The organism is Streptomyces sp. JJ38 (assembly GCF_019303475.1).
Lineage (GTDB): Bacteria > Actinomycetota > Actinomycetes > Streptomycetales > Streptomycetaceae > Streptomyces.
This window is the reverse complement of record NZ_JABLSI010000040.1, coordinates 21,097-48,019: the sequence shown is the minus strand read 5'-3', so window position 1 is coordinate 48,019 and position 26,923 is coordinate 21,097. Positions and strand designations below refer to the sequence as shown.

The 26,923-nt window shown below is 73.6% G+C and carries 29 protein-coding genes; 7 read left to right on the top strand and 22 right to left on the bottom strand.

The genetic code is table 11. The features are described from left to right. Positions 1–69 precede the first annotated feature (69 nt). The 9 genes from trpA to hisI form a co-directional block, all read right to left on the bottom strand. The gene (gene trpA / locus HPT28_RS20430; RefSeq protein WP_219092618.1) at positions 70–969 is read right to left on the bottom strand and encodes a tryptophan synthase subunit alpha; all 900 of its coding nucleotides are present in this window, start codon (positions 967–969) and stop codon (positions 70–72) included. Beyond that, the gene (gene trpB / locus HPT28_RS20425; protein WP_219092617.1) at positions 969–2,267 is read right to left on the bottom strand and encodes a tryptophan synthase subunit beta; all 1,299 of its coding nucleotides are present in this window, start codon (positions 2,265–2,267) and stop codon (positions 969–971) included. The genes trpA and trpB overlap by 1 nt, the downstream gene beginning before the upstream one ends. A gap of 98 nt (positions 2,268–2,365) precedes the next feature. Further along, on the bottom strand, positions 2,366–2,530 hold the full coding sequence (trpM, locus tag HPT28_RS27765) for a tryptophan biosynthesis modulator TrpM (RefSeq protein ID WP_374226990.1): 165 nt from the start codon (positions 2,528–2,530) through the stop codon (positions 2,366–2,368). Positions 2,531–2,556: 26 nt separating this feature from the next. Beyond that, positions 2,557–3,363, bottom strand: coding sequence for an indole-3-glycerol phosphate synthase TrpC (gene trpC / locus HPT28_RS20420; RefSeq protein WP_219092616.1), 807 nt, complete (start codon positions 3,361–3,363; stop codon positions 2,557–2,559). Between the two features lie 157 nt (positions 3,364–3,520). Further along, positions 3,521–3,928 (bottom strand): DUF2752 domain-containing protein, encoded by a 408-nt coding sequence (locus tag HPT28_RS27650; RefSeq protein ID WP_219092615.1) that lies wholly within the window; start codon positions 3,926–3,928, stop codon positions 3,521–3,523. A gap of 78 nt (positions 3,929–4,006) precedes the next feature. Next, entirely contained in the window at positions 4,007–4,252 is a 246-nt protein-coding gene (locus HPT28_RS20410; RefSeq protein WP_219092622.1) for an HGxxPAAW family protein, read from the bottom strand. Positions 4,253–4,327: 75 nt separating this feature from the next. Beyond that, positions 4,328–5,065: a TIGR02234 family membrane protein gene (locus tag HPT28_RS20405; protein WP_374226989.1), complete on the bottom strand. Its 738-nt coding sequence runs from the start codon at positions 5,063–5,065 to the stop codon at positions 4,328–4,330. After that, positions 5,062–6,606 carry an anthranilate synthase component I gene (locus tag HPT28_RS20400; protein WP_219092614.1) on the bottom strand — a complete coding sequence of 515 codons (1,545 nt, stop codon included), beginning with the start codon at positions 6,604–6,606 and terminating at the stop codon, positions 5,062–5,064. Before HPT28_RS20400 ends, HPT28_RS20405 begins: the two co-directional genes overlap by 4 nt. Positions 6,607–6,614: 8 nt before the next feature. Further along, positions 6,615–7,022: a phosphoribosyl-AMP cyclohydrolase gene (gene hisI, locus HPT28_RS20395; protein ID WP_219092613.1), complete on the bottom strand. Its 408-nt coding sequence runs from the start codon at positions 7,020–7,022 to the stop codon at positions 6,615–6,617. A 146-nt stretch (positions 7,023–7,168) separates the two neighbouring features. On the opposite strand from hisI, the gene HPT28_RS20390 reads away from it, so the two are divergent. Then, positions 7,169–8,047, top strand: a complete 879-nt coding sequence (locus HPT28_RS20390; RefSeq protein ID WP_219092612.1) for a hypothetical protein — start codon at positions 7,169–7,171, stop codon at positions 8,045–8,047. A gap of 39 nt (positions 8,048–8,086) precedes the next feature. Next, positions 8,087–8,719 carry a TIGR03085 family metal-binding protein gene (locus HPT28_RS20385; protein WP_219092611.1) on the top strand — a complete coding sequence of 211 codons (633 nt, stop codon included), beginning with the start codon at positions 8,087–8,089 and terminating at the stop codon, positions 8,717–8,719. Positions 8,720–8,789: 70 nt separating this feature from the next. On the opposite strand, the gene hisF is transcribed toward HPT28_RS20385, so the two are convergent. Genes hisF through hisD form a run of 8 tightly spaced genes read right to left on the bottom strand, consistent with a single transcriptional unit; the run spans position 8,790 to position 14,512 of the window. Continuing rightward, the gene (gene hisF, locus HPT28_RS20380) at positions 8,790–9,545 is read right to left on the bottom strand and encodes an imidazole glycerol phosphate synthase subunit HisF (protein WP_219092610.1); all 756 of its coding nucleotides are present in this window, start codon (positions 9,543–9,545) and stop codon (positions 8,790–8,792) included. Further along, positions 9,542–9,940: a Rid family hydrolase gene (locus tag HPT28_RS20375; protein ID WP_219092609.1), complete on the bottom strand. Its 399-nt coding sequence runs from the start codon at positions 9,938–9,940 to the stop codon at positions 9,542–9,544. The genes hisF and HPT28_RS20375 overlap by 4 nt, the downstream gene beginning before the upstream one ends. Beyond that, positions 9,937–10,668, bottom strand: a complete 732-nt coding sequence (gene priA / locus HPT28_RS20370; protein ID WP_219092608.1) for a bifunctional 1-(5-phosphoribosyl)-5-((5-phosphoribosylamino)methylideneamino)imidazole-4-carboxamide isomerase/phosphoribosylanthranilate isomerase PriA — start codon at positions 10,666–10,668, stop codon at positions 9,937–9,939. Before priA ends, HPT28_RS20375 begins: the two co-directional genes overlap by 4 nt. Continuing rightward, a complete protein-coding gene (gene hisH, locus HPT28_RS20365; RefSeq protein WP_219092607.1) occupies positions 10,668–11,312 on the bottom strand; it encodes an imidazole glycerol phosphate synthase subunit HisH in 645 nt (214 codons plus the stop codon). The genes priA and hisH overlap by 1 nt, the downstream gene beginning before the upstream one ends. Continuing rightward, positions 11,303–11,467, bottom strand: coding sequence for a hypothetical protein (locus HPT28_RS20360; RefSeq protein ID WP_219092606.1), 165 nt, complete (start codon positions 11,465–11,467; stop codon positions 11,303–11,305). The genes hisH and HPT28_RS20360 overlap by 10 nt, the downstream gene beginning before the upstream one ends. Continuing rightward, on the bottom strand, positions 11,464–12,057 hold the full coding sequence (hisB, locus tag HPT28_RS20355) for an imidazoleglycerol-phosphate dehydratase HisB (protein ID WP_219092605.1): 594 nt from the start codon (positions 12,055–12,057) through the stop codon (positions 11,464–11,466). The genes HPT28_RS20360 and hisB overlap by 4 nt, the downstream gene beginning before the upstream one ends. After that, positions 12,054–13,178, bottom strand: coding sequence for a histidinol-phosphate transaminase (locus HPT28_RS20350; protein WP_219092604.1), 1,125 nt, complete (start codon positions 13,176–13,178; stop codon positions 12,054–12,056). Before HPT28_RS20350 ends, hisB begins: the two co-directional genes overlap by 4 nt. After that, positions 13,175–14,512: a histidinol dehydrogenase gene (gene hisD / locus HPT28_RS20345; RefSeq protein ID WP_257579005.1), complete on the bottom strand. Its 1,338-nt coding sequence runs from the start codon at positions 14,510–14,512 to the stop codon at positions 13,175–13,177. Before hisD ends, HPT28_RS20350 begins: the two co-directional genes overlap by 4 nt. Before the next feature lie 164 nt (positions 14,513–14,676). Between hisD and HPT28_RS20340 the strand changes: the two genes are divergently transcribed. The 3 genes from HPT28_RS20340 to ybaK all read left to right on the top strand — a co-directional run bounded on the left by HPT28_RS20340 (position 14,677) and on the right by ybaK (position 17,674). Then, positions 14,677–16,341: an oxidoreductase gene (locus tag HPT28_RS20340; RefSeq protein ID WP_219092603.1), complete on the top strand. Its 1,665-nt coding sequence runs from the start codon at positions 14,677–14,679 to the stop codon at positions 16,339–16,341. A 69-nt stretch (positions 16,342–16,410) separates the two neighbouring features. After that, on the top strand, positions 16,411–17,148 hold the full coding sequence (locus tag HPT28_RS20335; protein WP_219092602.1) for an LON peptidase substrate-binding domain-containing protein: 738 nt from the start codon (positions 16,411–16,413) through the stop codon (positions 17,146–17,148). 13 nt (positions 17,149–17,161) lie between these two features. Beyond that, entirely contained in the window at positions 17,162–17,674 is a 513-nt protein-coding gene (gene ybaK, locus HPT28_RS20330) for a Cys-tRNA(Pro) deacylase (RefSeq protein WP_219092601.1), read from the top strand. A gap of 63 nt (positions 17,675–17,737) precedes the next feature. Here ybaK and HPT28_RS20325 read toward each other — a convergent pair whose 3' ends face one another. From HPT28_RS20325 to HPT28_RS20310, 4 genes are all read right to left on the bottom strand, one after another. Further along, the gene (locus HPT28_RS20325) at positions 17,738–18,565 is read right to left on the bottom strand and encodes a TMEM198/TM7SF3 family protein (RefSeq protein ID WP_219092600.1); all 828 of its coding nucleotides are present in this window, start codon (positions 18,563–18,565) and stop codon (positions 17,738–17,740) included. 58 nt (positions 18,566–18,623) lie between these two features. Then, positions 18,624–19,457 (bottom strand): ABC transporter permease, encoded by an 834-nt coding sequence (locus HPT28_RS20320; protein ID WP_219092599.1) that lies wholly within the window; start codon positions 19,455–19,457, stop codon positions 18,624–18,626. Then, entirely contained in the window at positions 19,454–20,467 is a 1,014-nt protein-coding gene (locus HPT28_RS27490; RefSeq protein WP_219092598.1) for an ABC transporter ATP-binding protein, read from the bottom strand. The genes HPT28_RS20320 and HPT28_RS27490 overlap by 4 nt, the downstream gene beginning before the upstream one ends. Before the next feature lie 102 nt (positions 20,468–20,569). Continuing rightward, complete coding sequence (locus HPT28_RS20310; protein ID WP_219092597.1) at positions 20,570–21,799, bottom strand: NYN domain-containing protein; 1,230 nt, start codon at positions 21,797–21,799, stop codon at positions 20,570–20,572. Positions 21,800–22,057: 258 nt separating this feature from the next. Between HPT28_RS20310 and HPT28_RS20305 the strand changes: the two genes are divergently transcribed. Further along, positions 22,058–22,210 (top strand): hypothetical protein, encoded by a 153-nt coding sequence (locus HPT28_RS20305; protein ID WP_219092596.1) that lies wholly within the window; start codon positions 22,058–22,060, stop codon positions 22,208–22,210. A 239-nt stretch (positions 22,211–22,449) separates the two neighbouring features. Here HPT28_RS20305 and dnaE read toward each other — a convergent pair whose 3' ends face one another. Beyond that, entirely contained in the window at positions 22,450–25,992 is a 3,543-nt protein-coding gene (gene dnaE, locus HPT28_RS20300; RefSeq protein WP_219092595.1) for a DNA polymerase III subunit alpha, read from the bottom strand. Positions 25,993–26,190: 198 nt separating this feature from the next. Between dnaE and HPT28_RS20295 the strand changes: the two genes are divergently transcribed. Further along, positions 26,191–26,874, top strand: a complete 684-nt coding sequence (locus tag HPT28_RS20295; protein WP_219092594.1) for a hypothetical protein — start codon at positions 26,191–26,193, stop codon at positions 26,872–26,874. The last annotated feature ends 49 nt before the right edge of the window (positions 26,875–26,923 follow it).

The following is a 26,923-nucleotide window of genomic DNA, read 5'->3' as shown; positions in this document are numbered from 1 at the left end:
CGCCGGGGGCGGCGCTTGCCGGCCCTGCGCGAAGGCGCGGGGCCGGCAAGCGCAGGCCGCGTGACGGCCTCAGCCGCGGCGGACGCCGGCCGCGAGCTCACCGGCCAGGCGGCGGACGCCGGCGAGCCCGGCCTCCAGGTCGTCCGGGTGGGCGAGCAGCTCCTTGACGAACGCCGAGCCGACGATGACCCCGTCGGCGAATCCGGCGACCTCGGCGGCCTGTTCCGGGGTGGAGACGCCGAGGCCGACACACACCGGCAGCTCGGTCGTCGCCCTCGTGCGGGCGACCAGGTTTGCGGCCTCCCGGCCCACGGACTCGCGCGTCCCGGTGACGCCCATCAGCGAGGCCGCGTACACGAAGCCGCTGCCGGCCGCGGTGATGGTGGCCAGCCGCTCGTCGCGGCTGCTGGGCGCCACGACGAAGACGGTGGCGAGCCCGTGATGGGCCGCCGACTTCCGCCAGCCGTCGGACTCCTCCACCGGCAGGTCGGGCAGGATGCAGCCCGCCCCGCCCGCGGCGGCCAGCTCGGCGGCGAACCGCTCGGGGCCGTAGCGGTCCACCGGGTTCCAGTACGTCATGCACAACACCGGCTTGCCGGTGGCGGCGTGGGCCTCACGCACCGTGCGCAGGACGTCGGCGATGCGGACGCCGCCGCGCAGCGCGATGTCGTCGGCGGTCTGGATGACCGGGCCGTCCAGCACCGGGTCGCTGTGCGGGAGTCCGACCTCGACGACGTCGCAGCCGCTCTCCAGCAGTGCGGTACAGGCGGCGATGCCGCCGTCGACGGTCGGGAAGCCCGCGGGCAGGTAACCCACCAGGGCGGCGCGGTTCTCGGCCCGGGCCGCGGCCAGGACGGAGGTGAGGAGCTCCAGGTTGCCGCGCGCGTCGCCGGGGACGGGCGGCAGGTCGGCCGCGTCGTGGTGGGCGGCCGGGGTCGGGGTGCCGTGGACGTGTGCGGTACCGGCCATCACTCGGCCTCCTTCGGCTGCGCGGCGGACGGGGCGGCGGACGGCCCACCGCCCTGGTCGTCGGGCTCGTCGTAGTACCCGAAGTAGCGGGCGGCGGTGTCCATGTCCTTGTCCCCGCGGCCGGAGAGGTTGACCAGGACCAGCCCCTCGGGGCCGAGCTCCCGGCCCAGGTCCAGGGCCCCGGCCAGCGCGTGCGCGCTCTCGATGGCCGGGATGATGCCCTCGGTCTGGGAGAGCAGCCGCAGCGCCTGCATCGCCTCGTCGTCGGTGACGGGACGGTACTCGGCGCGGCCCGTGTCCTTCAGGTAGGAGTGCTCGGGGCCGATGCCCGGGTAGTCCAGACCCGCGGAGATGGAGTAGGGCTCGGTGATCTGGCCCTCGTCGTCCTGGAGGACGTAGGAGCGGGAGCCGTGCAGGATGCCCGGCTCGCCCGCGGTGAGCGTGGCGGCGTGCTCCCCGGAGTCCACACCGTGCCCGGCGGCCTCCAGACCCACCAGGCGGACGTGTTCGTCGCCGATGAAGGCGTGGAAGAGGCCGATGGCGTTGGAGCCGCCGCCGACGCAGGCGGCCACGGCGTCCGGCAGCCGCCCGGCGCGCTCCTGGATCTGGCGGCGTGCCTCGACGCCGATGACCCGGTGGAAGTCGCGGACGAGCGCGGGGAAGGGGTGCGGTCCGGCGACGGTCCCGAAGAGGTAGTGCGTGTGGTCGACGTTGGCGACCCAGTCGCGGAACGCCTCGTTGATGGCGTCCTTGAGGGTGCGGCTGCCGGAGGTCACCGGGACGACCTCGGCGCCCAGCATCCGCATCCGGGCGACGTTGAGCGCCTGGCGCCGGGTGTCGACCTCGCCCATGTAGATGGTGCACTCCAGGCCGAAGAGCGCGCAGGCGGTGGCGGTGGCGACGCCGTGCTGGCCGGCGCCGGTCTCGGCGATGACCCGGGTCTTGCCCATGCGACGGGTGAGCAGGGCCTGCCCGAGCACGTTGTTGATCTTGTGCGAGCCGGTGTGGTTGAGGTCCTCGCGCTTGAGGAACACCCGGGCACCGCCCGCGTGCTCGGCGAAGCGCGGGACCTCGGTGAGGGCGCTGGGCCGGCCGGTGTAGTTGACGAGCAGGTCGTTCAGTTCGGCGGTGAAGGCGGGGTCGGCCTTGGCCTTGGCGTACTCGGCGGCGACCTCGTCCACGGCGGCGACGAGGGCCTCCGGGATGAACTTGCCACCGAACGCACCGAAGTAGCCGGATGCGCTGGGCACGCGGCCTTCGGGATCGGGAAGGAAGGAATCAACGGATTCGACGGACATCGGGGCACTCCACGAAGGTGACACGAAGAGACACGAAGAACGGGGCGGGCGGCGGCGCCGCGTCGCCCGGGAAGGCGCGGTGTGGCCGCCCCCCGGCGTCAGCGACGGGGCCGCGGCCTGCCCGGGCGCCATCGCCGCCCGTTGATCTGCCCCGGCTCGGCTCCGATGTGGTACCGCACCCGCCGCCCGTGCACGCGCCGCGCCGGGGCGCGGCAGCCGCGCGGCCGGCAGCCGCGGGCGAGTCGGGCGTGGGTGGCGTTCATGGCGGGCTCGTGCTCGGCTTCCCTGTTCAGCGTCCGTGGCGCAGGGCGGGGTGGGCCCCGGCGGCGACGAGGTCGGCCACCGCGGCCTTCGGGTCCTTGCCGGTGACCAGCGACTCGCCGACGAGCACGGCGTCCGCGCCGTCGTTGGCGTAGGCGATGAGATCGTGCGGGCCGCGGACGCCGGACTCGGCGATCTTGACGACGGTGTCCGGGATCTCGGGGGCGACGCGGGCGAAGTTGCCGCGGTCGACCTCCAGGGTCTTCAGGTTGCGCGCGTTGACGCCGATGATCCGGGCGCCCGCGTCGAGGGCCCGGGCGACCTCCTCCTCGTCGTGCACCTCGACGAGCGGGGTGAGGCCGATGGACTCGGCCCGCTCGATCAGCGAGACCAGGGCGTCCTGTTCGAGGGCCGCGACGATGAGCAGTGCGAGGTCGGCGCCGTAGGCGCGGGCCTCCCACAGCTGGTACGCGGTGACGATGAAGTCCTTGCGCAGGACGGGGATGCCGACGCGCCCCCGCACGGCCTCCAGGTCGGCGAGTGAACCGCCGAAGCGGCGCTGCTCGGTGAGCACGGAGATGACCGCGGCGCCGCCCGTCTCGTAGTCGGCCGCAAGCCCGGCCGGGTCGGCGATGGCCGCGAGCGCACCCTTGGAGGGGCTGGAGCGTTTGACCTCGCAGATGACCTTGATGTCCTCGCCCTTCAGGGCGGCCACGCCGTCCTGGGCCGGCGGCGCCTTCGCGACGCGCTCCTTGAGGTCGTCGAGGCTGACGCGCTGCTGGCGCTCGGCGAGGTCCGCGCGGACTCCGTCGATGATCTCGGCGAGCACACTCACGCGAGCGGCCCCTTTCTGCTGAGTTACGGAACGTCGCGGTCAATCCCTGTGATGGTATCCGGCCAGCCACGGAGGACTCGCATCCGGTTGACCGTGATCTCATATTCCGGACAAATCACCCAGTCGCGCCGCGTTCGGGCGGGCCTGCCGACAGGCGCTACGGCGCGAGAGCGGCCCCGAAGGGGAGGTTGCGGACCACGGTGAAGCCGCAGGCCACGGCGAGAACCACACCGGCGTGCCAGGCCCGCACCCGCGGCGGACGCTCCGGCCGCAGCCACCACGCCAGCCACAGCACGGCCAGCGCGGCCGCCCCCAGGACGACGAGCGCGTTCGCGCCGAGCGCCACGCCGAACTCGCCACCCGCCAGGCCGTGGACGGCACGGAGCCCGCCGCAGCCGGGACAGAGCAGCCCCGTCAGGCGCGGCACCGGGCAGGGCGGGAAGAGACCGGACTCGGCCGGGTCGACGACGCCGAGCCAGGCCGTACCGGCCACGGTGACGGCGAGAGCGGCGAGCGGCGCCGGGCGGCCTGCCGGGGCCGGGCGCGGCGGAACGGTGCGTGCCACCGCTCCAGCTTCCTCTCCCGGCCGCCGCGCCGCAGCCGGGAGACCCCCGAGCGGGGGTCTTCGACGGCCGACCGGGGCTCAGCTCTGGAGGCTGGCGGCCTTCTCGCGGCGCGCGACGAGCTCCGGGTCCTCCTTGGGCATGCCCATTCCCATCGAGCTCATCACGCCGCCCACGACGCCGCCCAGCGCGACCACGACCAGCCCGGCCCAGAAACCCACCGGCTCGGCCATGACCATGAACACACCGGCGATGCAGAAGCCGATGAAGGCGATGCTGACGCCGGTCCAGGCTGCGGGGGTGTGTCCGTGGCTGCTGTCCGCCATGATGTGCTCCTCGTCGATCTGCGAATCGGGCGAGCCGACCGCCGCGGGGGCGCCGGGGCTCACCGGATCATTCTGTCAGGACGCCTGCGGGCGCTCGCCCCCGGCTGCCCCACCGGCGGGCGGGGCCTCCCGCGGCTCGGAGGAACCGGTCGGATCCTCGCCCCGGTCGAGGGCCTGCCACAGGTCCTCGGGCCGCTCCACGGCATCGGCCGACGCGCGACGGGCGCGCCGCGGGGCCGCACCGCGCTCGTACCGGCTCCCCATCGCCGGCCAGTGGCGTCCGTACCGCAGTGCCAGCAGACCGGCCAGGAGCAGCAGCACGCCCCCGGCCGCCGCGCCGTACGGCCACCCGGTGCGGCTCACCTGCTCGAGCGAGACGCTCGTGACCCCGGCCGCGGAGACGGCCGTCTCGCGCAGGGCGTCGTCGCCGGCGGAGGCCGCGAGGGCCGCGGTGGCGGCGCCCGCACCGCACAGGGCGAGCACCGCGGCCACCAGCGTCCGGGGCCTGCCCCGGACGGCGAAAACCGCGACGAGCCCGGCCAGCCCGACCAACGCCAGGGCGCTGGGCAGCCCGGTGACATCGCTGCCGCTCGCCTCCACCGGCATCCGCGTCAGGCCGCCCGTCGCGAACGCGCGCGCCCAGGTCTGCCCGGCCGACACCAGGGCGAGCGCGGCGCCCAGCGCGCCGAGGAAGAGGGCGGCGCCGAGGGCGCGGCGCGCGTGCGCGGCCGGCCCGACCGGCTCCGGGTCGGGCTCGGCCACCGGCTTGGGCGCGGCGTCGGGCGAGGAGGAGTCTGAGCGGGAACTGGTCACCCCGCCACGCTACCCCCGAGCCGTCCGGCCGCGTGGACCGCCCGGAGCACTGCCGAGGCCTTGTTCCGGCACTCCGTGTCCTCCGCGACGGGGTCGGAGTCGGCCACGACCCCCGCGCCCGCCTGGACGTAGGCGGTGCCGTCCCTCAGGAGGGCCGTGCGGATGGCGATGGCCGTGTCGGCGTCCCCGGCGAAGTCCAGATAGCCCACACAGCCGCCGTACAGGCCGCGCCGGACGGGCTCCAGCTCCTCGATGATCTGCAGGGCCCGCGGTTTGGGGGCGCCGGAGAGCGTCCCGGCGGGGAAGCAGGCCAGCAGCGCGTCGAAGGCCGTCCGGTCCTCGGCGATCCGGCCGGTTACGGTCGAGACGATGTGCATGACGTGGCTGTAGCGCTCGATCGTCATGAACTCGACGACCTCGACGCTGCCCGGCGCGCACACGCGGCCGAGGTCGTTGCGGCCCAGGTCGACGAGCATGAGGTGCTCGGCCCGCTCCTTGGGGTCGGCGAGGAGTTCCTCGGCGAGGGCGTTGTCGCGCTGCGGCGTCTCGCCCCGCGGCCGGGTGCCGGCGATGGGGTGCACCATCGCCCGCCCGTCCTCCACCTTGACCAGGGCCTCGGGGCTGGAGCCGACGACGTCGAACGCCGCCTCGCCGTCGGAGGCGCCGCCCCCGCCCGAGGGGTCGCCGAAGCGGAACAGGTACATGTACGGGCTGGGGTTGGTCGCGCGCAGTACCCGGTAGACGTCCAGCGCGCTGGCGTCGGACGGCGTCTCGAAGCGCTGGGAGGGCACCACCTGGAAGGCCTCCCCGGCGCGGATGCGCTCCTTGATGTCCACCACGGCCGCCTGATAGTTCTCCCCGCCCCACAGCCCGGCGTACCCGGGCACGGCTGGCTCGGGGAGGACGGCCGCCCCGGAGCCCGGGGCCGGGCGGTCGAGGTCGGCCGACATGGCGTCCAGCCGGGCGACGGCGTCGGCGTACGCCTCGTCGACGCCGGTGTCCAGGTCGTTGTGGTTGATGGCGTTGGCGATGAGGAGCACGGTGCCGTCGCGGTGGTCGAGGACCGCGAGGTCGGAGGCGAGCAGCATGGTCAGTTCCGGCAGCCCCATGTCGTCCTCGGCGCTGTCGCCGATACGCTCCAGGCGGCGGACGACGTCGTAGCCGAGGTAGCCGACCATGCCGCCGGTGAACGGCGGCAGCTCGGGGTCGCGCGGGGTGTGCAGCGTCTCCACCGTGGCGCGCAGCGCGGCGAGCGGATCGCCTCCGGTGGGGACGCCGACGGGCGGGGTGCCGATCCAGTGCGCCTCGCCGTCGCGCACGGTGAGGGCCGCGGCACTGCGGACCCCGACGAACGAGTAGCGCGACCAGGTGTGGCCGTTCTCCGCGGACTCCAACAGGAAGGTGCCGGGGCGTTCGGCGGCGAGCTTGCGGTACAGGGCGATCGGGGTGTCGGCGTCGGCCAGGAGGCGGCGGGTCACCGGGATGACCCGGCGGTCCTTGGCCAGGGTGCGGAAGGTCTCGAGGTCGGGGGCTGCGGTCATGGGGTGGCTCAGCGCTCCTGTTCCGGCGTTCCGGCCCGCTGGTCGGCCGCGGCGTCGATCCCGGCGCCGGCGAGCGGCAGCCGGCCGGCGTCGAAGCAGGTCCGGTCGCCGGTGTGGCAGGCGGCGCCCACCTGGTCGACCTGGACGAGCACGGTGTCGCCGTCGCAGTCGAGCGCGACGGACCTGACGTGCTGGACGTGCCCCGAGGTGTCGCCCTTCACCCAGTACTCGCGGCGACTGCGGCTCCAGTAGGTGCACCGGCCGGTCGTGAGCGTGCGGCGCAGGGCCTCGTCGTCCATCCAGCCGAGCATGAGGACTTCACCGGTGTCGTACTGCTGGGCGATGGCGGGCAGCAGGCCGTCGGCGTTCCGCTTGAGGCGGGCGGCGATGGCGGGATCGAGCGCTGATGCGGGCATGGGGCCATTCTGCCGTCGTCACGGCCGAAACGAGAAAGCCGACATAACACGCTTATCCGGATGGGGTGTTCGACAACGTCCCCTGTTCCAGAGCTGTGACGGGGCCGGGACATGCCATGTCGGCGCCATGGGGCATGCTTTCGGACATGAGTTATCCTCCGCCGCCGAACAACCAGTCCGGGTCCGGCGCCGGCGGCGGCTTCGGTCCGCCGCAGGGTTTCGGTCCCGCAGAACAGCCCGGTCCGCCCGCTGGCGGCTACGGCTATCCCCAGCAGCCCGGCCAGCCCGGAGGCTACGGCTATCCGGGCGCGCCCGGTGGCCCGCCCGGCCAGCCGCCCTACGGCGGCGGCCCGGGCATACCCGGCGGCCCGCCCGGTGGCCCGGGCGGCTATCCGCCACCGCCGCCGCCGAGCGGGGGCAACGGGCCGAAAGTCGCCGCGATCGTCATCGCCGCCGTCCTGGTGGCCGCCCTCGCCGTGGGCGGCATCCTGATCGCCACCTCCGGCGGGGACGACGACGAGCCGAACCAGGCCAACAGCAGCGCGACGCCGACCGCCGACGAGAGCCCGGGCCCCGACGGCTCCTCGGACGACCCCTCCGAGGAGCCGTCCGAGGACCCGCACGAGTTCGAGACGCCGACGACGGACCCGGCGGAGCCCGAGGTCCTGGACTACGTCATCCTCAAGCCGGGCACCTGCTTCGACCACCCGTCCCTGAGCAGCGATGTCGACGACATCGAGAAGAAGCCCTGCTCGGGGCCGCACGACGCCGAGGTCATCACGAACATCACCCTCACCGGTGACTTCGCGGACGACAGCGCCATCGGGGACAAGTCGATCTCCCTGTGCGAGACCGACGCCCAGGGCCGGGTGAACAAGATGCCCGCCGACGGGAAGACGTACTACCCGTTCGCCCTCTACCCGCTGGTGTCGACGTACGAGATCCAGGGCGAGGACCAGGTCTCGTGCGCGCTCACCCTGAGCAACGTCCAGGACGGCCCGGAGCTCACGGGCACCCTGCCCTGACGCCGGCGGCCGTAGGTCCACAGAGCCTACGCTGGGCGCATGTCGACTCATGCCAAGCGTGAACGTCTGCTCCTCGCCGACCTGTTGGAGGCCGCGGGTCCGGACGCCCCGACCCTGTGCGGGGCGTGGCGGGCCCGCGACCTCGCCGCCCACCTCGTCGTCCGCGAGCACCGTCCGGACGCGGCGGGCGGCGTTCTGATCAAGCCGCTCGCCGCCCGGCTGGAACGGGTGCAGGGCGAGTACGTGGCGAAGCCCTACGAGGAGCTGATCCGGCTGCTGCGCAGCGGCCCGCCCCGGCACTCGCCCTTCTCCCTCAAGCAGGTCGACGAGGCGGCGAACACCGTCGAGTTCTACATCCACACCGAGGACGTGCGCCGGGCGCAGCCGGAGTGGAGCCCGCGCATCATGGACCCCGTCTTCGCGGACGTGCTGTGGCGGCGGCTGGAGACGGCCGCCCGGCTGCTGGGACGCAGGTGCCCGGTGGGCCTCGTCCTGCGCCGCCCCGACGGCCGGACCGTCGTGGCCCGCAAGGGCGCCCCGGTCGTCACGGTCACCGGCGAACCGGGCGAGCTGTTGCTGTTCACCTACGGCCGGCAGAGCGTCGCGAAGGTCGAGCTGGACGGTGAGGACGCGGCGGTGGAGCAGGCCCGCACCGCCGACCTCGGCATCTGAACCGCCCGGACGCACGGGACCGGAGCCGGGCCGGGCGGCCACCGAGCACCAGGCCGCCCGGGCCCCGGGCTCAGCGGACGGGCTGGCCCGCGCCGCGCAGCGCCTCCTTGACCTGCGCGATGCGCAGATCGCCGAAGTGGAAGACGGAGGCGGCCAGCACCGCGTCCGCGCCCGCGGTGACCGCGGCCGGGAAGTCGGCCACCCGGCCCGCGCCGCCGGAGGCGATGACCGGCACCGAGACGTGCCGGCGCACCGCAGCGATCATCTCCGTGTCGTAGCCGTCCTTCGTGCCGTCGGCGTCCATGGAGTTCAGCAGGATCTCCCCGGCCCCCAGCTCGGCGGCACGGTGCGCCCACTCCACGGCGTCGATGCCGGTGCCCTTGCGCCCGCCGTGCGTCGTCACCTCGAAGGAGCCGGACGGCGTGCGGCGGGCGTCCACCGACAGGACGAGCACCTGACGGCCGAACCGCTCGGCGATTTCCCGGATGAGCTCCGGGCGGGCGATCGCCGCGGTGTTGACGCCGACCTTGTCGGCGCCCGCGCGCAGCAGCCGGTCCACGTCCTCGGCCGTGCGCACGCCGCCGCCGACCGTGAGCGGGATGAAGACCTGCTCGGCGGTCCGCCGCACGACGTCGTAGGTCGTCTCCCGGTTCCCGGAGGAGGCGGTGATGTCGAGGAAAGTCAGCTCGTCGGCGCCCTCGGCGTCGTAGACCTTCGCCATCTCCACCGGGTCGCCGGCGTCGCGCAGGTTCTGGAAGTTGACGCCCTTGACGACCCGGCCCGCGTCCACGTCCAGGCAGGGGATGACTCGTACGGCCAGGGTCACGAACGTTCTCCCGATACTTCTCGCTGTGCTTCCACTTCGACCTCCACCAGGATCCGGGAGTCGGCGAAGCCCGACACCACGACGAGCGTGGCGACGGGCCGCACCGCGCCGAAGATCTCCTGGTGGGCCCGGCCCACCTCGTCCACGTCACGTGCGTGGGCCAGATACATGCGGGTGCGGATGACGGACCCGACGCCCGTGCCGAACTCGGCCAGCGCGTCCAGCGCGAGGGTGAAGGCGGCCCGTGCCTGCTCGTACGGATCGCCCTCGGCCAGCACCATGCCGTCCGTGAACGGCATGGTGGCCGCCACGACCAGGTCACCCGCGGCGACCGCGCGTGCGGAACCGATCGTCTCCTCCCAGAAACTGCGGCCAGGCACGCGCTCGATGGTCATCCCGACACCGCCTCCAGAGCCTCTTCCAGGGTGAACGCCTTCGCGTAGAGAGCCTTGCCCACGATGGCGCCCTCCACGCCCTGCGGCACCAGCGAGGCGATGGCCCGCAGGTCGTCCAGGGAGGAAACGCCCCCGGAGGCCACCACGGGGCGGTCGGTGGCGGCGCAGACGTTGCCCAGCAGCTCCAGGTTGGGGCCCTGCAGCGTGCCGTCCTTGTTGATGTCGGTGACGACGTAGCGGGCGCAGCCCTCGGAGTTGAGCCGCTCCAGCGTCTCGTACAGGTCGCCGCCGTCACGCGTCCAGCCGCGTCCGCGCAGCGTGGTGCCCCGCACGTCGAGGCCGACGGCGATCCGGTCGCCGTGCTCGGCGATGGCCTTGGCCACCCACTCGGGCGACTCCAGCGCGGCCGTGCCCAGGTTGACGCGGGTGCAGCCGGTGGCCAGCGCGGCGGCGAGGGAGGCGTCGTCGCGGATGCCGCCGGACAGCTCGACCTTGAGCTCCATCCGGCGGACGACCTCGGCGATCTGCTCCCGGTTGTCCCCGGTACCGAAGGCGGCGTCCAGGTCGACCAGGTGCAGCCACTCGGCTCCGGCCGCCTGCCAGGCGAGGGCCGCCTGCAACGGGTCGCCGTAGGAGGTCTCGGAGCCGGACTCGCCGTGCACGAGGCGGACGGCCTGGCCGTCGCGGACGTCGACGGCGGGAAGCAGTTCGAGCTGCTGGGTGGTCATCACAGGGTCTCGATCCAGTTGGTGAGGAGCTGCGCGCCGGCGTCGCCGGACTTCTCGGGGTGGAACTGGGTGGCCCACAGCGGCCCGTTCTCCACGGCCGCGACGAAGCGCTCGCCGTGCGTGGACCAGGTCACCTTGGCCGCCTTGAGCGCGGGGTTGTGTGTCTCCAGCTCCCAGGTGTGGGCGGCGTAGGAGTGCACGAAGTAGAAGCGGGCGTCGGTGTCCAGCCCCGCGAACAGCGCGGAGTCGGCGGGCGCGGTGACGGTGTTCCAGCCCATGTGCGGGACGACGTCGGCCTTGAGCGGGCCGACGGTGCCGGGCCACTCGTCCAGGCCCTCGGCCTCCACGCCGTGCTCGACGCCGCGGGCGAAGAGGATCTGCATGCCGACGCAGATGCCCATGACCGGGCGGCCCCCGGCCAGCCGGCGGCCGATGACCCAGTCGCCCCGGGCCGCCCTGAGCCCCTCGATACAGGCCGCGAACGCGCCGACCCCGGGGACGAGCAGCCCGTCGGCGTTCATGGCCGCGTCGAAGTCACGGGTGATCTCCACGTCGGCGCCGACGCGGGCCAGCGCGCGCTCGGCGGAGCGCACGTTGCCGAAGCCGTAGTCGAAGACGACGACCTTCTTGGCGGTCACTGCCACACCTCCAGACGCAGGACGCCGGCCAGCAGCGCGAGGGCGGAGCCGATGCCGAGCAGGACGACGACGCCCCGGGGCAGGCCCTGCCGCCAGAACGAGATCGCCCCGCCCAGCAGAAACAGGCCGACGAAGATCAGAACAGCCGACAATCCTGTCACAGCGCGCCCTTGGTGGAGGGGATGCCCGTCTGCCGGGGGTCGATCTCGCTGGCGTAGCGCAGGGCCCGCGCCAGGGCCTTGAACTGGCACTCCACGATGTGGTGCGCGTTGCGCCCGTAGGGCACGTGGACGTGGAGGGCGACCTGCGCCTGGGCGACGAAGGACTCCAGGATGTGCCGGGTCATCGTCGTGTCGTAGTCGGGCCCGATCATCGGGGCCATGTTCTCCGGCTCGGTGTGCACCAGGTAGGGGCGCCCGGAGAGGTCCACGGTCACCTGGGCGAGGGACTCGTCCAGCGGCACCGAGGCGTTCGCGAAGCGCACGATGCCACGCTTGTCGCCCAGCGCCTGGCGGAAGGCGGCGCCCAGGGCCAGCGAGGTGTCCTCGATGGTGTGGTGGCTGTCGATGTGCAGGTCGCCGTCGGTCTTGACGGTGAGGTCGAACAGGCCGTGCCGGCCCAGCTGGTCGAGCATGTGGTCGAAGAAGCCGACGCCCGTGGCCACATCGACCCTGCCCGTGCCGTCGAGGTTGATCTCGACGACGACGGATGTCTCCTTGGTGGTGCGTTCCACCCGGCCCACGCGGCTCATCGGTTGCTCTCCTTCATCACTGCGCGTACTGCGTCCAGGAACGCGTCGTTCTCCTCGGGGGTGCCGGCCGTGACGCGCAGCCAGCCGGGCACGCCGTTGTCGCGCACCAGGACCCCCTGCTCCAGCAGCGCCTGCCAGACGGCGTGCGCGCCGCCCTCACCTTCGAACCGGCCGAACTGCACGAAGTTCGCGTCCGACGCGGTGACCTCGCAGCCGGCCGCCCGCAGCTCCGTGACCAGCCGGTCGCGCTCGGCCTTGAGCTGCTCGACGTAGCCGAGGAGCGTGTCGGTGTACTCCAGCGCGGCGAGCGCGGTGGCCTGGGTGACGGCCGAGAGGTGGTAGGGCAGCCGCACGAGCTGCACGGCGTCGACGACGGCCGGGGCGGCGGCCAGATAGCCGAGCCGCAGCCCGGCGGCGCCGAACGCCTTCGACATCGTACGGGAGAGCACCAGGCCCGGTCGGCCCTCCAACAGCGGCAGCAGGGACGGGTGGTGGCTGAACTCGCCGTACGCCTCGTCCACGACCACGAGGGCGCCCTTGCCGGGTGCCGCGCGCTGGGCGGCCTCGTACAGGGCCAGCACGGTGTCGGCGTCGACGGCCGTGCCGGTCGGATTGTTGGGCGAGCAGACGAAGACGACGTGCGGGCGGTGCCGGGCGATCGCCTCCCGGGCGGCCTCGACGTCGATGGTGAAGTCGGCGCGGCGCGGGGCGGAGACCCAGTCGGTGCCCGTGCCGCGGGCGAGGAGCGCGTGCATCGAGTACGACGGGTCGAAGCCGAGGGCGGTGCGCCCGGGCCCGCCGAAGGCCTGGAGGAGCTGCTGGAGGATCTCGTTGGAGCCGTTGGCCGCCCACACGCCGTCGGCCTCGACGGGGTGTCCGCAGGTGCGGGTGAGGTAGGCGGCGAGGCGGGCGCGCAGCTCGACGGCGTCCCGGTCGGGGTAGCGGTTGAGGCCGCGGGCGGCCTCGCTCACCCGCTCGGCGATCCGGGCCACCAGGGCCTCGGGCAGCGGGTAGGGGTTCTCGTTGGTGTTGAGCCGGACGGGGACGTCGAGCTGGGGCGCCCCGTAGGGGGACTTGCCGCGCAGCTCGTCCCTGATCGGCAGGTCTTCCAGGGCGGTCACGCGACGGGCACCTTCCAGTCGAACCGGGCCTTGAGTGCCGCGCCGTGGGCGGGGAGGTCCTCCGCCTCGGCGAGGTTGACCACGTGGTGGGTGACCTCGGCGAGGGCGTCGCGGGAGTAGTCGACGACGTGGATGCCGCGCAGGAAGCTCTGCACGGACAGGCCGGAGGAGTGGCAGGCGCAGCCGCCGGTGGGCAGGACGTGGTTGGACCCGGCGCAGTAGTCGCCCAGGGAGACGGGGGCGTAGGGGCCGACGAAGACGGCGCCCGCGTTGCGCACCCGGGCGGCGACGGCGGTGGCGTCGGCCGTCTGGATCTCCAGGTGCTCGGCCGCGTAGGCGTCCACGACCCTCAGCCCGTGCTCGACGTCGTCGACGAGGACGACGCCGGACTGCCGGCCGCTGAGCGCCTCGGTGATGCGTTCGGCGTGCTTGGTCGCGGCGACCTGGGTGGCCAGCTCGGCGTCGACGGCCTTCGCCAGCTCCTCGGAGTCGGTGACGAGGACGGCGGCGGCCAGCGTGTCGTGCTCGGCCTGGCTGATCAGATCGGCGGCGACGTGCGCGGGGTCGGCGGTGGCGTCGGCGAGGATGGCGATCTCGGTGGGCCCGGCCTCGGCGTCGATGCCGATGCGTCCCTTGAGCAGCCGCTTGGCCGCCGCGACCCAGATGTTGCCGGGGCCGGTGACGAGCTGGGCGGGGCGGCACTCCTCGGTGCCGTAGGCGAACATCGCGATGGCCTGCGCGCCGCCCGCGGCGTAGACCTCGTCGACGCCGAGCAGGGCGCAGGCGGCCAGGATCGTGGGGTGCGGCAGGCCGCCGAACTCGGCCTGCGGCGGGGAGGACACCGCGAGGGAGGCCACTCCGGCCTCCTGCGCGGGCACGACGTTCATCACGACCGAGGAGGGGTAGACGGCCCGGCCGCCGGGCACGTAGAGGCCCACGCGCTCGACGGGCACCCAGCGCTCGGTGACGGTGCCGCCGGGGACGACGTTCACGGTGTGGTCGGTGCGCCGCTGGGCGCGGTGGACGGTCCGGGCGCGGCGGACGGACTCCTCCAGGGCGGCGCGCACCGCCGGGTCCAGCTCCTCCAGCGCCCGATCGAGGGCCTCGGCGGGGACCCGGACGCGCTCCAGGGTGACGCCGTCGAACCGCTGGGCGTACTCGACGAGGGCGGCGGTGCCGCGATGCTGCACGTCCTCGCAGATGGGCCGTACCTTCTCCAGGGCGGCTTCGACGTCGAGCTCGGCGCGGGGCAGCAGATCACGATCGATCCCGTGGGCGCCGTCGGTGTCGGCGGTTCCGCGCAGATCGATGCGGGTCAGGGAAATGGTTCGCAGCACGCGTCCAGTTTCGCAGACGGCTCGGGGTGGCCTCGCGTCGTATCAGTGCGTGATACGGGTGTCCGTTGTCGGTGCTGACCGTTAGCGTTGGTTCCGTCACACACTGGTACGGGCGCGGCGCCGGGTGCGGCCGGGCCCCGAGGGGACGAGGGGGGACGGGTGTGAGCGAGCCGCTGACCGACGGCGAGCCACCTGCCGAGCTGCGGCTGACGACCGCGGAGTGGGGCCTGTGGCAGGCGTTCCGCAACGGCAGCCCGCACGACCTGCGCACGGGCGATCCGGTGCTGGACGATCCACGGGCGGAGGGCTCGTGGGGGCCGCAGCGCACGGTGCGCGCCCGTATCATCGCCCTGCTCCTGCTGCACGGGCCGCCGCCCCTGCTGGGCCGCGTCGCGTCCCTCCACCTCACGGGCGCGCGGATCACCGGCCGGCTCGACCTCTCCGGCGGGCGGGTGCAGCCGTACGTGGAGCTGACGCAGTGCCGGTTCGACGAGGCGGTGCTGCTCACCGAATGCCGGATGGGCACCGTCCGGCTGCTGGACTGCCTGCTGCCGCGGCTGGAGGCCGCCCGCGCCGCAACCGACGGGGATCTCCACCTCGCACGCTGCACCGTGCCCGAGGGGATACGGCTGACGGATGCCTCGATCGGCACCGACCTGCTGCTGAACGAGGCGACGGTCGGCAGCGGGCACCGGAGCCGGGCCGTCGCGGCCGACGGGCTGAACGTCGGGCAGGACCTCCAGGCGAGCCTGCTGCGGTGCGAGGGCGAGCTGAGCCTGCGCGGCGCGCAGATCGGGGGGTCGCTGTATCTGTACGGGAGCGTGCTGCGCAGCCACGGTGGCCGGTACGCGCTGCACGCGCCCGAGATGCACGTCGCCCGGTTCATGCACTGTGCGACATCGGGGCCGGGCACCGTCCACTACACCCAGGGCCTCACCCCGCCCGCGGGCGTCGGGTACCGGCTCGACCACCGCCCGCTCCCGGAGGCGGGGACGAGCCCGGGAGCGCCCAGGGACGCGTCGGCGGGCGGGGCGCCGGGGGTGCGGCGGTTCCGGTGCACGGGCGGGCTGAAGCTGGACGACGGCCGCTTCGGCGACTCCCTCGTGCTGGACCAGGCGCTGTTCACCCTCCGGCGCGGCCAGGAGATCTCGCTGCGCCGGGTGCAGACCCCCGAGCTGTGCTTCACCCCGGAGCGGCCGTCGGGCGGCCGGGTCGTGCTCTCCGGGGCGACGGTGGGGAACCTCGTGGACCGCATGGAGAGCTGGCCCGTGCGGGACGGGCTGTGGATGGCCGGCTTCTCCTACGACCAGCTCATACCCGTCGGCCCCTTCCCGCTCTCCCAGCGGCTGGCCTGGCTGGCGACGGCGACCCCCGAGTACAGCCCGGGCCCCTACGAGCACCTCGCCGCCGTCCTGCGCAACGACGGGGAGGACGCCGAGGCCCGGCTCGTGCTGCTGGCCAAGCAACGGCGCCGGCGGGAGACGCTCTCCCCGGCCGGAAAGCTGTGGGGCTACCTGCAGGACTGGACGGTCGCCTACGGCTACCGGCCCGGCCTGGCCGCCCTGTGGATGGCCGTGCTCTGGCTGGCGGGGGCGCTGTTCTTCGCCGGCCGCCCCCCGGCCCCGCTGGAGCAGGACAAGGCCCCGCACTGGAACGCCGCCGTCTTCGCGCTCGACCTGCTGCTGCCCGTCATCGACCTCGGTCACGACCGGTCCTGGAAGCCGGCGGGGCTGGCCCAGTGGGTCGCCGTGGGCCTCGTCCTGGCCGGCTGGATCCTCGCCACGACGGCCGCGGCCGGGGCGACGCGCCTGCTGCGCCGCCAGTGAGGGGGGCGACGGGGCCGAGCGCCGGGGCACGGAGCGACGGAGCACGGCGGCGCCGTAAGGTGGCCGACTGTGACGATCGCACTGCCGCTGTTCCCGCTCAACACCGTGCTGTTTCCTGGGCTGGTGCTGCCGCTGAACGTCTTCGAACCGCGCTACCGCGCCCTGATGCGGGATCTGCAGGAGATCCCGGAGGACGAGCCGCGTCCCTTCGGCGTCGTGGCGATCCGGGACGGATTCGAGGTGGCGCCCACGGCCGTCGGGCTCCCGGGCGACGACACCCCGGACCCCGGGCCCGCCGCGGGCTTCGGCCCCGACCCGTCCGCCTCCTTCCACAGCGTGGGCTGTGTCGCGGACGCCTCCACGATCCGGGAACGCGAGGAGACCGACGGCTACGAGGTGCTGGCGACCGGCACCTCGCGGTTCCGGCTGCTGTCCGTCGATGCCTCGGGCCCCTACCTCGTCGGCGAGGTGGAGGAGCTGGAGGAGGACAGCGGAGAGGGCGCGGGCGCGCTGGCCGCCGGAGTCCTGCGGGCCTTCGGCGAGTACCGCAAGCGGCTGGCCGGGGCGCAGCAGCTCACCCTCACCACCGGGCAGGAGCTACCCGAGGAGCCCTCGGTCGTCTCGTATCTGGTGGCCGCCGCGACGGTCCTGGACACCGTCACCAAACAGCGGCTGCTCCAGGCACCGGACACGGCCTCGCGGCTGGCCGAGGAGCTGCGGCTGCTGCGCCGGGAGACGGCGGTCCTCGGCGAGCTGCCCTCGCTGCCCGCCGTGGACCTCACACACCGGCCGACCAGCCCGAACTGAGGGGGAGGGCGCTGTGGGGAAGGCCAGGAAGCGGTCGTCCGGCGGCTCGAAGGGCTCCGGCGGCACCCCGGCGACGGTGGCGCTGACGGCCGCGGGCGTGGCGTTCACCGTCCACACCTACGAGCACGACCCGGCCGCCGCGTCCTTCGGCGAGGAGGCGGCCGCGGCGCTCGGAGTCGAGGCGGCACGGGTCTTCAAGACGCTGGTCGCCGAGGTGGACGGGGCGCTGACGGTCGCCGTCGTCCCGGTGTCGGGTTCGCTGGATCTGAAGGCGCTGGCGGCGGCGGTCGGCGGCAAGCGCGCCACGATGGCCGATCCGGCGGCCGCCGAACGGTCGAGCGGGTACGTGCGGGGCGGCATCTCCCCGCTCGGCCAGCGCCGGGCGCTGCCCACGGTGGTGGACACCTCGGCACGAGAGCACGCCACGGTGTGCGTGTCGGCGGGTCGCCGGGGGCTGGAGGTCGAGCTCGCGCCGGCTGATCTGATCGCCCTGACCGGCGCCCGCACCGCCGCCATCGGCGGCTGACTCCGAGAACCGGCCGGCGCGGCGGCCCGCCGCGCTCCGGGTGGGCTGTGGGTCGTGCCCGCGTCAGCCCCGGTCGCGCCCCGACGGGCGCGACCCCGGCGGTGGCGACGTCGCGCCGGGCGGCGGCGCGACGGGCCGGGCCACATCGGGCCTGGGCACGGCGGGCTGGGCCGCATCCGGTTGCGGAGCACCGGGCTCCGGCGGTGTGGGCCGGGACGGCGGCTGGCCCCAGCCCTGCGGGACGGGCAGCGGCTGCGGCTCCCGCGGCCCCAGGGCCGCGAGCAGCAGCAGCTGCGTGGTGAGGGCGGCCAGCGGCCAGAGCAGCAGCAGCGTCCAGCTGCTCAGCTCCAGCGGGCCGTCGAAGACTCCGCCCCGCCCGGCCTCGACGGCCCGCGCGTCCAGGTCGCCGTCGGGGCCCAGCAGCCCGCCGAACCACGCGGCCACCCAGGAGCCGAGCGTCGCGCCGGAGGCCAGCCCCAGCACGATGCCGACGCCGCCACGCCGGCGGAGGGCGAAGGCCAGCGCTCCACACAGCACGCCGACGCCGATGGCGAGCAGGACGAAGGTGCCCTGGACCCCGAAGGACTCCTCGCTCTCGCTGTTGCGCAGGAAGGCGTTCCGGCCGTCGGAGATGTAGCCGACGTTGGGTGCGAGCCACCACCACAGCAGGCCCAGCAGCAGACCGCCCGCCGTCAGCGCCGCCGTCGTCGCCAGCCCGTCCCACAGGTCGCGGCGCCCCATCGCCGGCCCGACGGGCCGGGACGGGGCCCGGTGCACTCCCTCGGGCCCTTGAGGACGGCCGCCCCACGGGTCGTGGGGCGGCTGCCCGGCGCCCTGCTCGGGCTGGGAGGGGCGTCCTGGCTGGGGGGAGGCGGGTGTCGGTGCGGTCACACCGCCATCGTGCCAGGTCCGCGTCCGCGCCCGGGAACGGGGCGGCGGGCCGGTGGGGTCATCGGACGGCCGCCCGGCGGTAGGCCCAGGTGGCGGCGGTGAGCGCGAGGGCGCCGACCGCGGCGCAGACGCCGAGGTCCACCGCGACGCGCGGCCAGTCGGGGGAGGGCCCGAAGGTGGCGGCGAGCGCCTCGACGCCGTAGGTGGACGGGAGCAGTTCGCGGGCCCAGCGCACCGGGACGGGCAGCGCGGTGGCCGGCAGCACGCCCAGGAGCAGGGCCGCCGACATGCCCAGCTGTCCGCAGAGTGTGGCCAGTTCGGGCCGCGGTGCGAGGAGCCCGAGGGCCGCCCCGAGGCCCGCCAGCGCCGCTCCGGCCAGGGGGATGACCCCGGCCAGCACCCACAGCCCGGTCAGCGGCAACTCGTAGAGCACGCTGCCGGTCACGGCCGTGACGAGGACGCCCGGCACGGTGAAGGAGGCGTAGGCGCCCGCGGCGCCGAGCACCACGGCGGCCGGGGGCACGGGCAGCGTCGCGTAGTGGTCGAGGCCGCCGGAGGCCCGCAGGGAGCCGAAGTACTGGGCGAGGAGGTTCAACGCCACGAAGGCGACGACGAGCACGCTCGACCCGGCGACCACCGCCCGCGCCTCCGGTCCCGGGCCCGGCTCCACGACACCGCGCAGCAGCACCATGATCCCGATGGACTGGAAGGTGGCCACGAAGAGCAGCGGGATGCGCGCGACCCTGGCGCGGGAGAGCTGGGCACGGTAGACGGCGCCCAGGGCGGGCCACAGCCCCACCCGGGGGGCCAGGGGCGCACGGTCCGCCCGCTCGGCCGGCCGGCCGGTGGCGGCCGCCGCGGGGGCGACGTGTTCGACGGATGCGGCGCTCACGCCTTCACCAGACCTTCCGTTCGGCCGCCAAGGGCCAAGTACACGTCCTCCAGGCTCGGCGTGGCCAGGGAGAAGTCGTCGAGTGCCGCGAAGGCGGGGCCACCGGTGACGGTGGCGACGGCGGCCCGCGCGGCGTCCGGGGGCAGCCGCAGCGTCCAGCGTCGCCCGGAGCGCTGTGCCGTGGCACCGAGGGCGGCGACCTCGGGCAGATGCAGGGGCGGCTCGTCCCGCCAGACGAGGTCGAGGCGTACGTCCTCGCCGACGAGGGCCTTGAGCCCACCGGGCGTGTCGCAGGCGATGACGCGGCCGCGGTCGAGCACGGCCACCCGGTCGAGCACGGACTCGGCCTCGATGACGTTGTGGGTGACCAGGACGACGGTGACGCCCCGCTCCGACCGCCGCCGGTCGACCGCCGCCCACACCGACCTGCGGGCCACCGGGTCCATGCCGGTGGTCGGCTCGTCCAGGACGAGGAGGGGCCGCTCACCGACGAGGGCCGCGGCCACGCAGGCCAGCCGGCGCTGGCCGCCGGAGAGCTTCTTGAGGGGACGGCCGGCCAGCGGGGTCAGCCCCAGCTCCTCCAGGACGTCCCCGGTGGCACGCCGGGCCTCGGCGGTGGGCAGTCCGCGCAGCCGGGCGGTCGTCTCGGCGGCGAGCGCGACGGTCAGCTCGTCCAGCGCCGCGGACTCCTGCCCCAGGTAGGCCAGCAGCCGGGAGGCCCGGCCGGGGTGCCGGACGAGATCGTGGCCGAGAACGTCGATGTGCCCGGAGTCGGGCCGCAGCAGCCCGGTGAGCTGGCGCACCAGGGTGGACTTCCCGGCGCCGTTGGGGCCGAGGATGCCGAAGAGCTCGCCGCGCCGCACGGTGAGGCTGACGCCGTCGCAGGCGCGCACGGCGGGCGCGGCGGGGGCCTTGCGCCGGGGCCGCTGCGCCGGGTACGTCTTCACCAGGTCCCGTACGGCACACACCGTCCCGGCGAGGGTGTCGTCCTGTCGTGCGCCCGTCTCCACGAGCTACGAGGGTACGCGCCCGCGGCGGCCGCTTGGTCACCCACCCGGGTTCACCGGGCCGACCGTGCCCGGACGGCGGCCGGGCGGCGGCCGGACGGCGGCTCAGCCGTCGGCGGGAACGCGTTCTTCCCCGGTGTGTCCGCCCACCTCGCGCCAGAAGCCCGCCCGGATGGCGTAGCGGTCGTGCTCGTCGATCTGGTCGTCCTTGTGTGCGAGGAGGCCGAAGCGGGCGGCGTAGCGCAGCAGCTCACCGTCGATGCGGTGCGGGATGCGCGGGTACTGGCTGGAGAGGTGGCCCAGGTGCACGGAGGCGCCGAGGCGGGCCGTCCAGCGGCGGGCGAAGACCTGGCCGACCTCGAAGGGGTCGCCGCTGACGGTGGTGATGTCCTCTTCGCGGTCGGCCCAGCGCTGCTCGGCGGTGGTGAGCTGGGCCAGCGTCGGCAGCGCGGCCACTTCGGGAGGCTCGGCCGGCGCGCCGCCGCGGTCCACCCAGCCCTTGTCGGACGACCAGCGCAGGGTCGCGCCCGCGGGCGCGTTGTTCGGGGTGACCGTGGGACGGCCGAGGCTCGCCAGGTCCTTCGGGGTGGGCACGCCCCGCGCGGCGGGGGTGTCCGCGGTGCCCCCGGCCGCGGACTGCGCGCCGCGCCCGTTCTCGCTCGGGACGCCGTTCCGGGAGCCGGGGGACTCCTTGGACGGGGTTTCGGGCCGCTCGGGCAGCGGGGCGGAGAGGATGGCCGCGATGTCCGGTCGGGTGGGCGTCTGCGGTGCGCAGACGCCGGTGGGCTCCTTGGCCCGGACGGCCCGGGTGATCCAGGTGCGGTCCAGCACGCGGCGCTCGTCCGCCTCGGCCACCAGGTCCTCGGACTGGTTGTAGTCGCCGTCGGCGGCCTGGACGGCCCACAGGTGGACGGCGACTCCGTGCTCCTTGGCCGACATCAGCCCCGGCAGCAGATCGCCGTCCCCGGTGACCAGCACGATGTCCGAGCACGCCCGGTTGCGGGCCAGCTCGGTCAGCTCGGCGTGCATGGCGGCGTCCACGCCTTTCTGGGCCCAGCGGCCGTCGCTGCGGGTCAGGGCGCCCAGCCGGACGGTGACCCGGGGCATGACGCGGAGCCTGCGGTGCTCGGGCTGCGGGACGCGGTCGGGCGCGCCGTCGAACCAGTAGATGCGCAGGAGGGCACGGCCCGTGTCCTGCTCGGCACGCTCGCGCAGGCCCTGGATGAGCACGGAGTGGTCGACGCTGATGCGGGACCGGGTGGGCTCCCCCGCCAGCAGACTCGCCGCCGCCCCCAGCAGATATCCGGCGTCCACCAAGACGACGCAGCGGTCCACGGTTCACCCACTCTCGTCGACGGCAACGGCAGCCGCAGCGGCCGGTTCCCTTCGAGTCTGCCCGACCGTACCCGGGGTTATCAGCCGGAACTCGATCTTCGGCGTGGCGAATCGGCCGGTGACGCGCGCAGACCCGCTTGCGGACGGCCGTGCACACGAGGGGTATTGCCCGAAATGCGAAGAGTATCCGCCCATGCGAATCTGATTCCGGCCGAGTTCCACGGACCACGCGTCCACGGATCCAGAGGAGGTTCACCCATGGCCAAGAACAAGAACCGAGATCGCAACAAGCAACGTAACCGTCCGGCACCGGGCGGGGACGTGCAGAACCCGGGCACCGACCGCCCCATGGAGGCGGAGGAGCCCGAGACGTCGGCAAAGCGCAAGAACCGGCGGCTCGGTCACAACTGACCGCGCACGCCAACCGGTTCCCCTTCGCACGCGGCACCGGTGAGTGAGGGCGCCCCGGCCCACCCGAGGCGCCCTCACTCCCACGTCGGCCGTGCCCGGGCGGGGTGCGGGGACCTGCGCGAACAGCCACACCGCACCCCACAGCCCGCGAGGCACAGGACGGCACGGCACCCGGGCCCGAGAGACCGCGTCAGCCGGCCGGGCGCCTCGGCGCGGACCTCCCGAGAAGGCGCCGCGCCTCAGCCCGCCAGGCAGGACGGCCCGAGCAGCTCCTTGAGATCGCCGAAGAGCGCCGGATCAGCCGTGACGCGGTGGCGGTCGAGCCGCAGGACCGTGGTCCTGCGGGCTCCCTCCAGCCGCACCCGCACCTCGGAGGAGCCCCGGTGGTGGGTGAGCACCTCACCCAGCTTCGCCACCAGCGGCGGGGTGACCTTGACCGACGGAATCGTGATCGTCACGGGAGCGTTGGCGGAGGCCTCGCTCAGGTCCGGGACCATCAGCTCCATCGCGACCAGCCGCGGCACGTCCTCCCGCTTGTCCAGCCGCCCCTTGACGAACACCACGGCGTCCTCGACGAGCTGGGTGGAGACCAGCTGGTAGGTGGCCGGGAAGAACATGCAGTCGATCGAGCCCGCCAGATCCTCCACCGTGGCGATGGCCCAGGCGTTGCCCTGCTTGGTCATCTTGCGCTGGAGGCCGGAGATGATGCCACCGATGGTGACCGTCGAGCCGTCGCTGTACTCCCCGCCCGTGAGCTGCGAGATGCTCGCGTCGGCGCGTTCGCCCAGGACGTGCTCGATGCCGAAGAGCGGGTGGTCGGAGACATAGAGGCCCAGCATCTCCCGCTCCTGGGCGAGCAGGTACGTCTTCTCCCACTCCTCCGGGGAGAACTCGACGTCGAGCCCGAATCCGGGGCCGTCGGAGCCGTCGTCCGCACCGAGGTCGCCGAAGAGGTCGAACTGCCCCTCGGCCTCCTTCCGCTTGACCTGCACCACGTTGTCGATCATCGGTTCGAACTGCGCGGTGAGCCCCTTGCGCGTGTGGCCCAGCTCGTCGAACGCCCCGGCCTTGATCAGGGACTCGATCGTCCGCTTGTTGCAGACGACGGCCTCCACCTTGTCCAGGAAGTCGGGGAAGGACTCGTAGGCGCCCTTGGCCCTCCGGCAGCGCACGATGGCGTCCACCACGTTCTGGCCGACGTTGCGCACGGCCGTGAGGCCGAAGACGATCGTGTCGTCGCCGCGCGGCGTGAAGTTGGCGTCGGACTCGTTGACGTCCGGGGGCAGCACCTTGATGCCCATGCGACGGCACTCGTTGAGGTACACCGCCGACTTGTCCTTGTCGTCCCGCACGGAGGTGAGCAGCGCGGACATGTACTCGGCCGGGTAGTTGGCCTTGAGGTAGGCCGTCCAGTAGGTGACCAGCCCGTACGCCGAGGAGTGCGCCTTGTTGAACGCGTACCCGGCGAACGGCACCAGGACGTCCCACACGGCCTGGATGGCCTCGTCCGAGAAGCCCTTCTCCCGGGCGCCCTTCTGGAAGTTGGCGAACTCCTTCTCCAGCACCTCCAGCTTCTTCTTGCCCATGGCCCGGCGCAGCAGGTCGGCCTGGCCGAGGCTGTACCCGGCGAGCACCTGGGCGGCCTTCTGCACCTGCTCCTGGTACACGATGAGGCCGTAGGTGATGTCCAGGACCTCCCGGAGCGGCTCCTCCAGCTCCGGGTGGATCGGGGTGATCTCCTGCTGGCCGTTCTTGCGCAGGGCGTAGTTGATGTGCGAGTTCATGCCCATCGGGCCCGGCCGGTACAGGGCCGAGACGGCGGAGATGTCCTCGAAGTTGTCGGGCTTCATCATGCGCAGCAGGGAGCGCATGGGGCCGCCGTCGAACTGGAAGACTCCGAGGGTGTCGCCGCGCTGGAGCAGCTCGTACGTCTTCGGGTCGTCCAGGGGCAGGTCGAGCAGCTTGATGTCGACGCCCTTGTTCTTCTTGATGGCCTTCTGGGCGTCGTCCATGATCGTCAGGTTGCGCAGACCCAGGAAGTCCATCTTCAGCAGGCCGAGCGACTCACAGCTCGGGTAGTCCCACTGGGTGACGACCACGCCGTCGTTCTTCGGGGAGAAGACCGGGACGTGGTCGATCAGCGGCTCGCTGGACATGATCACGCCGGCCGCGTGCACGCCCATCTGCCGCACCAGACCCTCGATGCCGCGGGCGGCGTCGATGACCTTGGTGACGTCCGGCTCGTTCTCGTACATCGAGCGGATCTCGCCCGCCTCGCTGTAGCGCGGGTGGTTCTTGTCGGTGATGCCCGACAGCGGCAGGCCCTTGCCCAGGACGTCGGCGGGCATGGCCTTGGTGATGCGGTCCCCCACGGCGTACGGGTAGCCCAGCACCCGCGCGGAGTCCTTGATGGCGTTCTTCGCCTTGATGGTGCCGTACGTGCCGATCATGGCGACCTTGTCGGCGCCGTACTTCTCGGTGACGTAGCGGATCACCTCACCGCGCCTGCGCTCGTCGAAGTCGATGTCGACGTCGGGCATGGAGACGCGCTCGGGGTTGAGGAACCGCTCGAAGATCAGACCGTGGTCGATCGGGTCGAGGTCGGTGATGCCCATGGCGTAGGCGACGATCGAGCCGGCCGCCGAGCCGCGGCCCGGGCCGACGGCGATGCCGTTGTTCTTGGCCCACATGATGAAGTCGGCCACGACGAGGAAGTAGCCGGGGAACCCCATCTCGATGATGACGCCCATCTCGTAGGCCGCCTGCCGCTGGCGGTCCTCCGGGACGCCGCCGGGGTAGCGGCGGGCCATCCCCCGCCTGACCTCCTCCTGGAACCAGCTCACCTCGTCGTAGCCGTCGGGCACGTCGAACCTGGGCATGAGGTTGCGGGGCTTGAACATGCCCGTCGTGTCCACGCGGTCGGCGATGAGCCGCTGGGTGTTGCGGCAGCCCTCCTGCCAGGCGTCCGAGTTGTCGATCGCGTACATCTCGGCCGCGGACTTCAGGTAGTAGCCGGAACCGTCGAACTTGAAGCGGTCGGGATCGGAGAGGTTGCTGCCGGTCTGGATGCACAGAAGCGTGTCGTGCGCGGACGCCTCGTGCTCGTAGGTGTAGTGCGAGTCGTTGGTGACGACGAAGGGGGCCCCGAGCTTGCGGGCGATCTCCTCCAGACCGGCCCGGGCCCGGCGGTCGATGTCGATGTTGTGGTCCATCAACTCGACGAAGAAGTTCTCCTTGCCGAAGATGTCCTGGAACTCCCCCGCGGCCTTCAGGGCCTCGTCCATCTGCCCCAGCCTGATGCGGGTGGACACCTCGCCCGACGGGCAGCCCGTCGTCGCCATCAGGCCCTCGGAGTACTCGGCCAGCAGCTCGCGGTCCATGCGGGGCTTGCGGAAGAAGCCCTCCAGGCTGGCCCGGGACTGCGCGCGGTAGAGGTTGTGCAGGCCGGTGAGATCGCGCGCCCACATCGTCATGTGGGTGTAGGCGCCGGCACCCGCCACGTCATCCCGCTTCTGGTGCGGCGCGCCCCACTTCACCGGCCGCGTGTACCGCCGCGACTCCGGTGCGACGTACGCCTCGATGCCGACGATGGGGGTGATCCCGGCGCCCTCGGCCTGGTGGAAGAAGTCGTAGGCGCCGTGGAGGTTGCCGTGGTCCGTCATGGCGATGTGGGACATCTCCATGTCGCCACACGCCTTGAACATGTCCTTCAGCCGTGCCGCTCCGTCCAGCAGCGAGTACTGAGTGTGCACGTGCAGATGCGTGAACGGCTGGTCTGTCACGGGTGGGGCTCCTCCGGCACGGGGTTTTCCTGTGGTTCTGGACGTCTCGCGCGTCTTCCTGTGGCGGTGTCGAAGTCTACGACCGGGGTGTGACAGCGACCGCATCCCGCGTCCCTCCGCGCCTCCCGGGTCACGGGAAGATTCCGGTACCCGATCTTCACCTGACGCTTACGGCCCGGCGTGGCACACTCGGCCCCGATGGGCGCAGCATCGAGTACCGGCATCCGGACAGCACGCGCCGCGGTCTTCACCGCGGTGTGCGTCGCGCTGTCCGCGGGCACGCACGTGCTGCTGTCGGCCACCCCGGTACCGCTGCCCACCCTGCTGGCCGTCACCGCCGCCGTCTTCCTGTGCGCGTTCGTCCTCGCGGACCGACGCCGCGGTCTCGGCACCATCGCCGCGGCCCTGATACCGCTGGAGCTGGCCGCCGACACCGTCTTCACCTCGGGCCAGGCCGCCTGCTACGGCACGGCCGGCGGACCCGTGACCGGTCCGCTGCGCTCGATGGGCGTGGACCTGGTGTGCGCGGGCGGCGGCTTCGGCACGCCGCTGGCCCGCATGGCCGCCGACACGCCCGTCCCCGAGCTGGCGCACCCGCTGACCCCCTGGCTGCTGCTCGGCGCGCACGTCACCGTCGGGCTGGCCGCCTCGCTGTGGCTGTGGCGCGGCGAAGAGGCCTTCGCCCGGCTGCTGCGCGCCGCCGCCACCCACGCCCACGCGCTGCTGTGGCCGCCCTCCGCCGCCGCCCTGGCCACCGTCCTCCCCCCGGCCCCCGGGCGCCCCCGGCTCCGCCCCGAGGACCGGGCCCGCGCGCCACGCGCGCTCCCCCTGCTGACGCACTCCGTCGTACGGCGCGGGCCGCCCCGCCCCGCCGCCGGCTGACCCGCCGGCCGCCACCGCCCGCCCCACCGGGGCCCGGGCGCCGTACCTT

Bases quoted from the DNA above. Each gene is read 5' to 3' on its own strand.
- trpA (WP_219092618.1), bottom strand. From the start codon at position 969: ATGGCCGGTACCGCACACGTCCACGGCACCCCGACCCCGGCCGCCCAC.
- trpB (WP_219092617.1), bottom strand. From the start codon at position 2,267: ATGTCCGTCGAATCCGTTGATTCCTTCCTTCCCGATCCCGAAGGCCGC.
- trpM (WP_374226990.1), bottom strand. From the start codon at position 2,530: ATGAACGCCACCCACGCCCGACTCGCCCGCGGCTGCCGGCCGCGCGGC.
- HPT28_RS20410 (WP_219092622.1), bottom strand. From the start codon at position 4,252: ATGGCGGACAGCAGCCACGGACACACCCCCGCAGCCTGGACCGGCGTC.
- HPT28_RS20400 (WP_219092614.1), bottom strand. From the start codon at position 6,606: ATGACCGCAGCCCCCGACCTCGAGACCTTCCGCACCCTGGCCAAGGAC.
- hisI (WP_219092613.1), bottom strand. From the start codon at position 7,022: ATGCCCGCATCAGCGCTCGATCCCGCCATCGCCGCCCGCCTCAAGCGG.
- HPT28_RS20390 (WP_219092612.1), top strand. From the start codon at position 7,169: ATGAGTTATCCTCCGCCGCCGAACAACCAGTCCGGGTCCGGCGCCGGC.
- HPT28_RS20385 (WP_219092611.1), top strand. From the start codon at position 8,087: ATGTCGACTCATGCCAAGCGTGAACGTCTGCTCCTCGCCGACCTGTTG.
- HPT28_RS20375 (WP_219092609.1), bottom strand. From the start codon at position 9,940: ATGACCATCGAGCGCGTGCCTGGCCGCAGTTTCTGGGAGGAGACGATC.
- priA (WP_219092608.1), bottom strand. From the start codon at position 10,668: ATGACCACCCAGCAGCTCGAACTGCTTCCCGCCGTCGACGTCCGCGAC.
- hisB (WP_219092605.1), bottom strand. From the start codon at position 12,057: ATGAGCCGCGTGGGCCGGGTGGAACGCACCACCAAGGAGACATCCGTC.
- HPT28_RS20305 (WP_219092596.1), top strand. From the start codon at position 22,058: ATGGCCAAGAACAAGAACCGAGATCGCAACAAGCAACGTAACCGTCCG.
- HPT28_RS20295 (WP_219092594.1), top strand. From the start codon at position 26,191: ATGGGCGCAGCATCGAGTACCGGCATCCGGACAGCACGCGCCGCGGTC.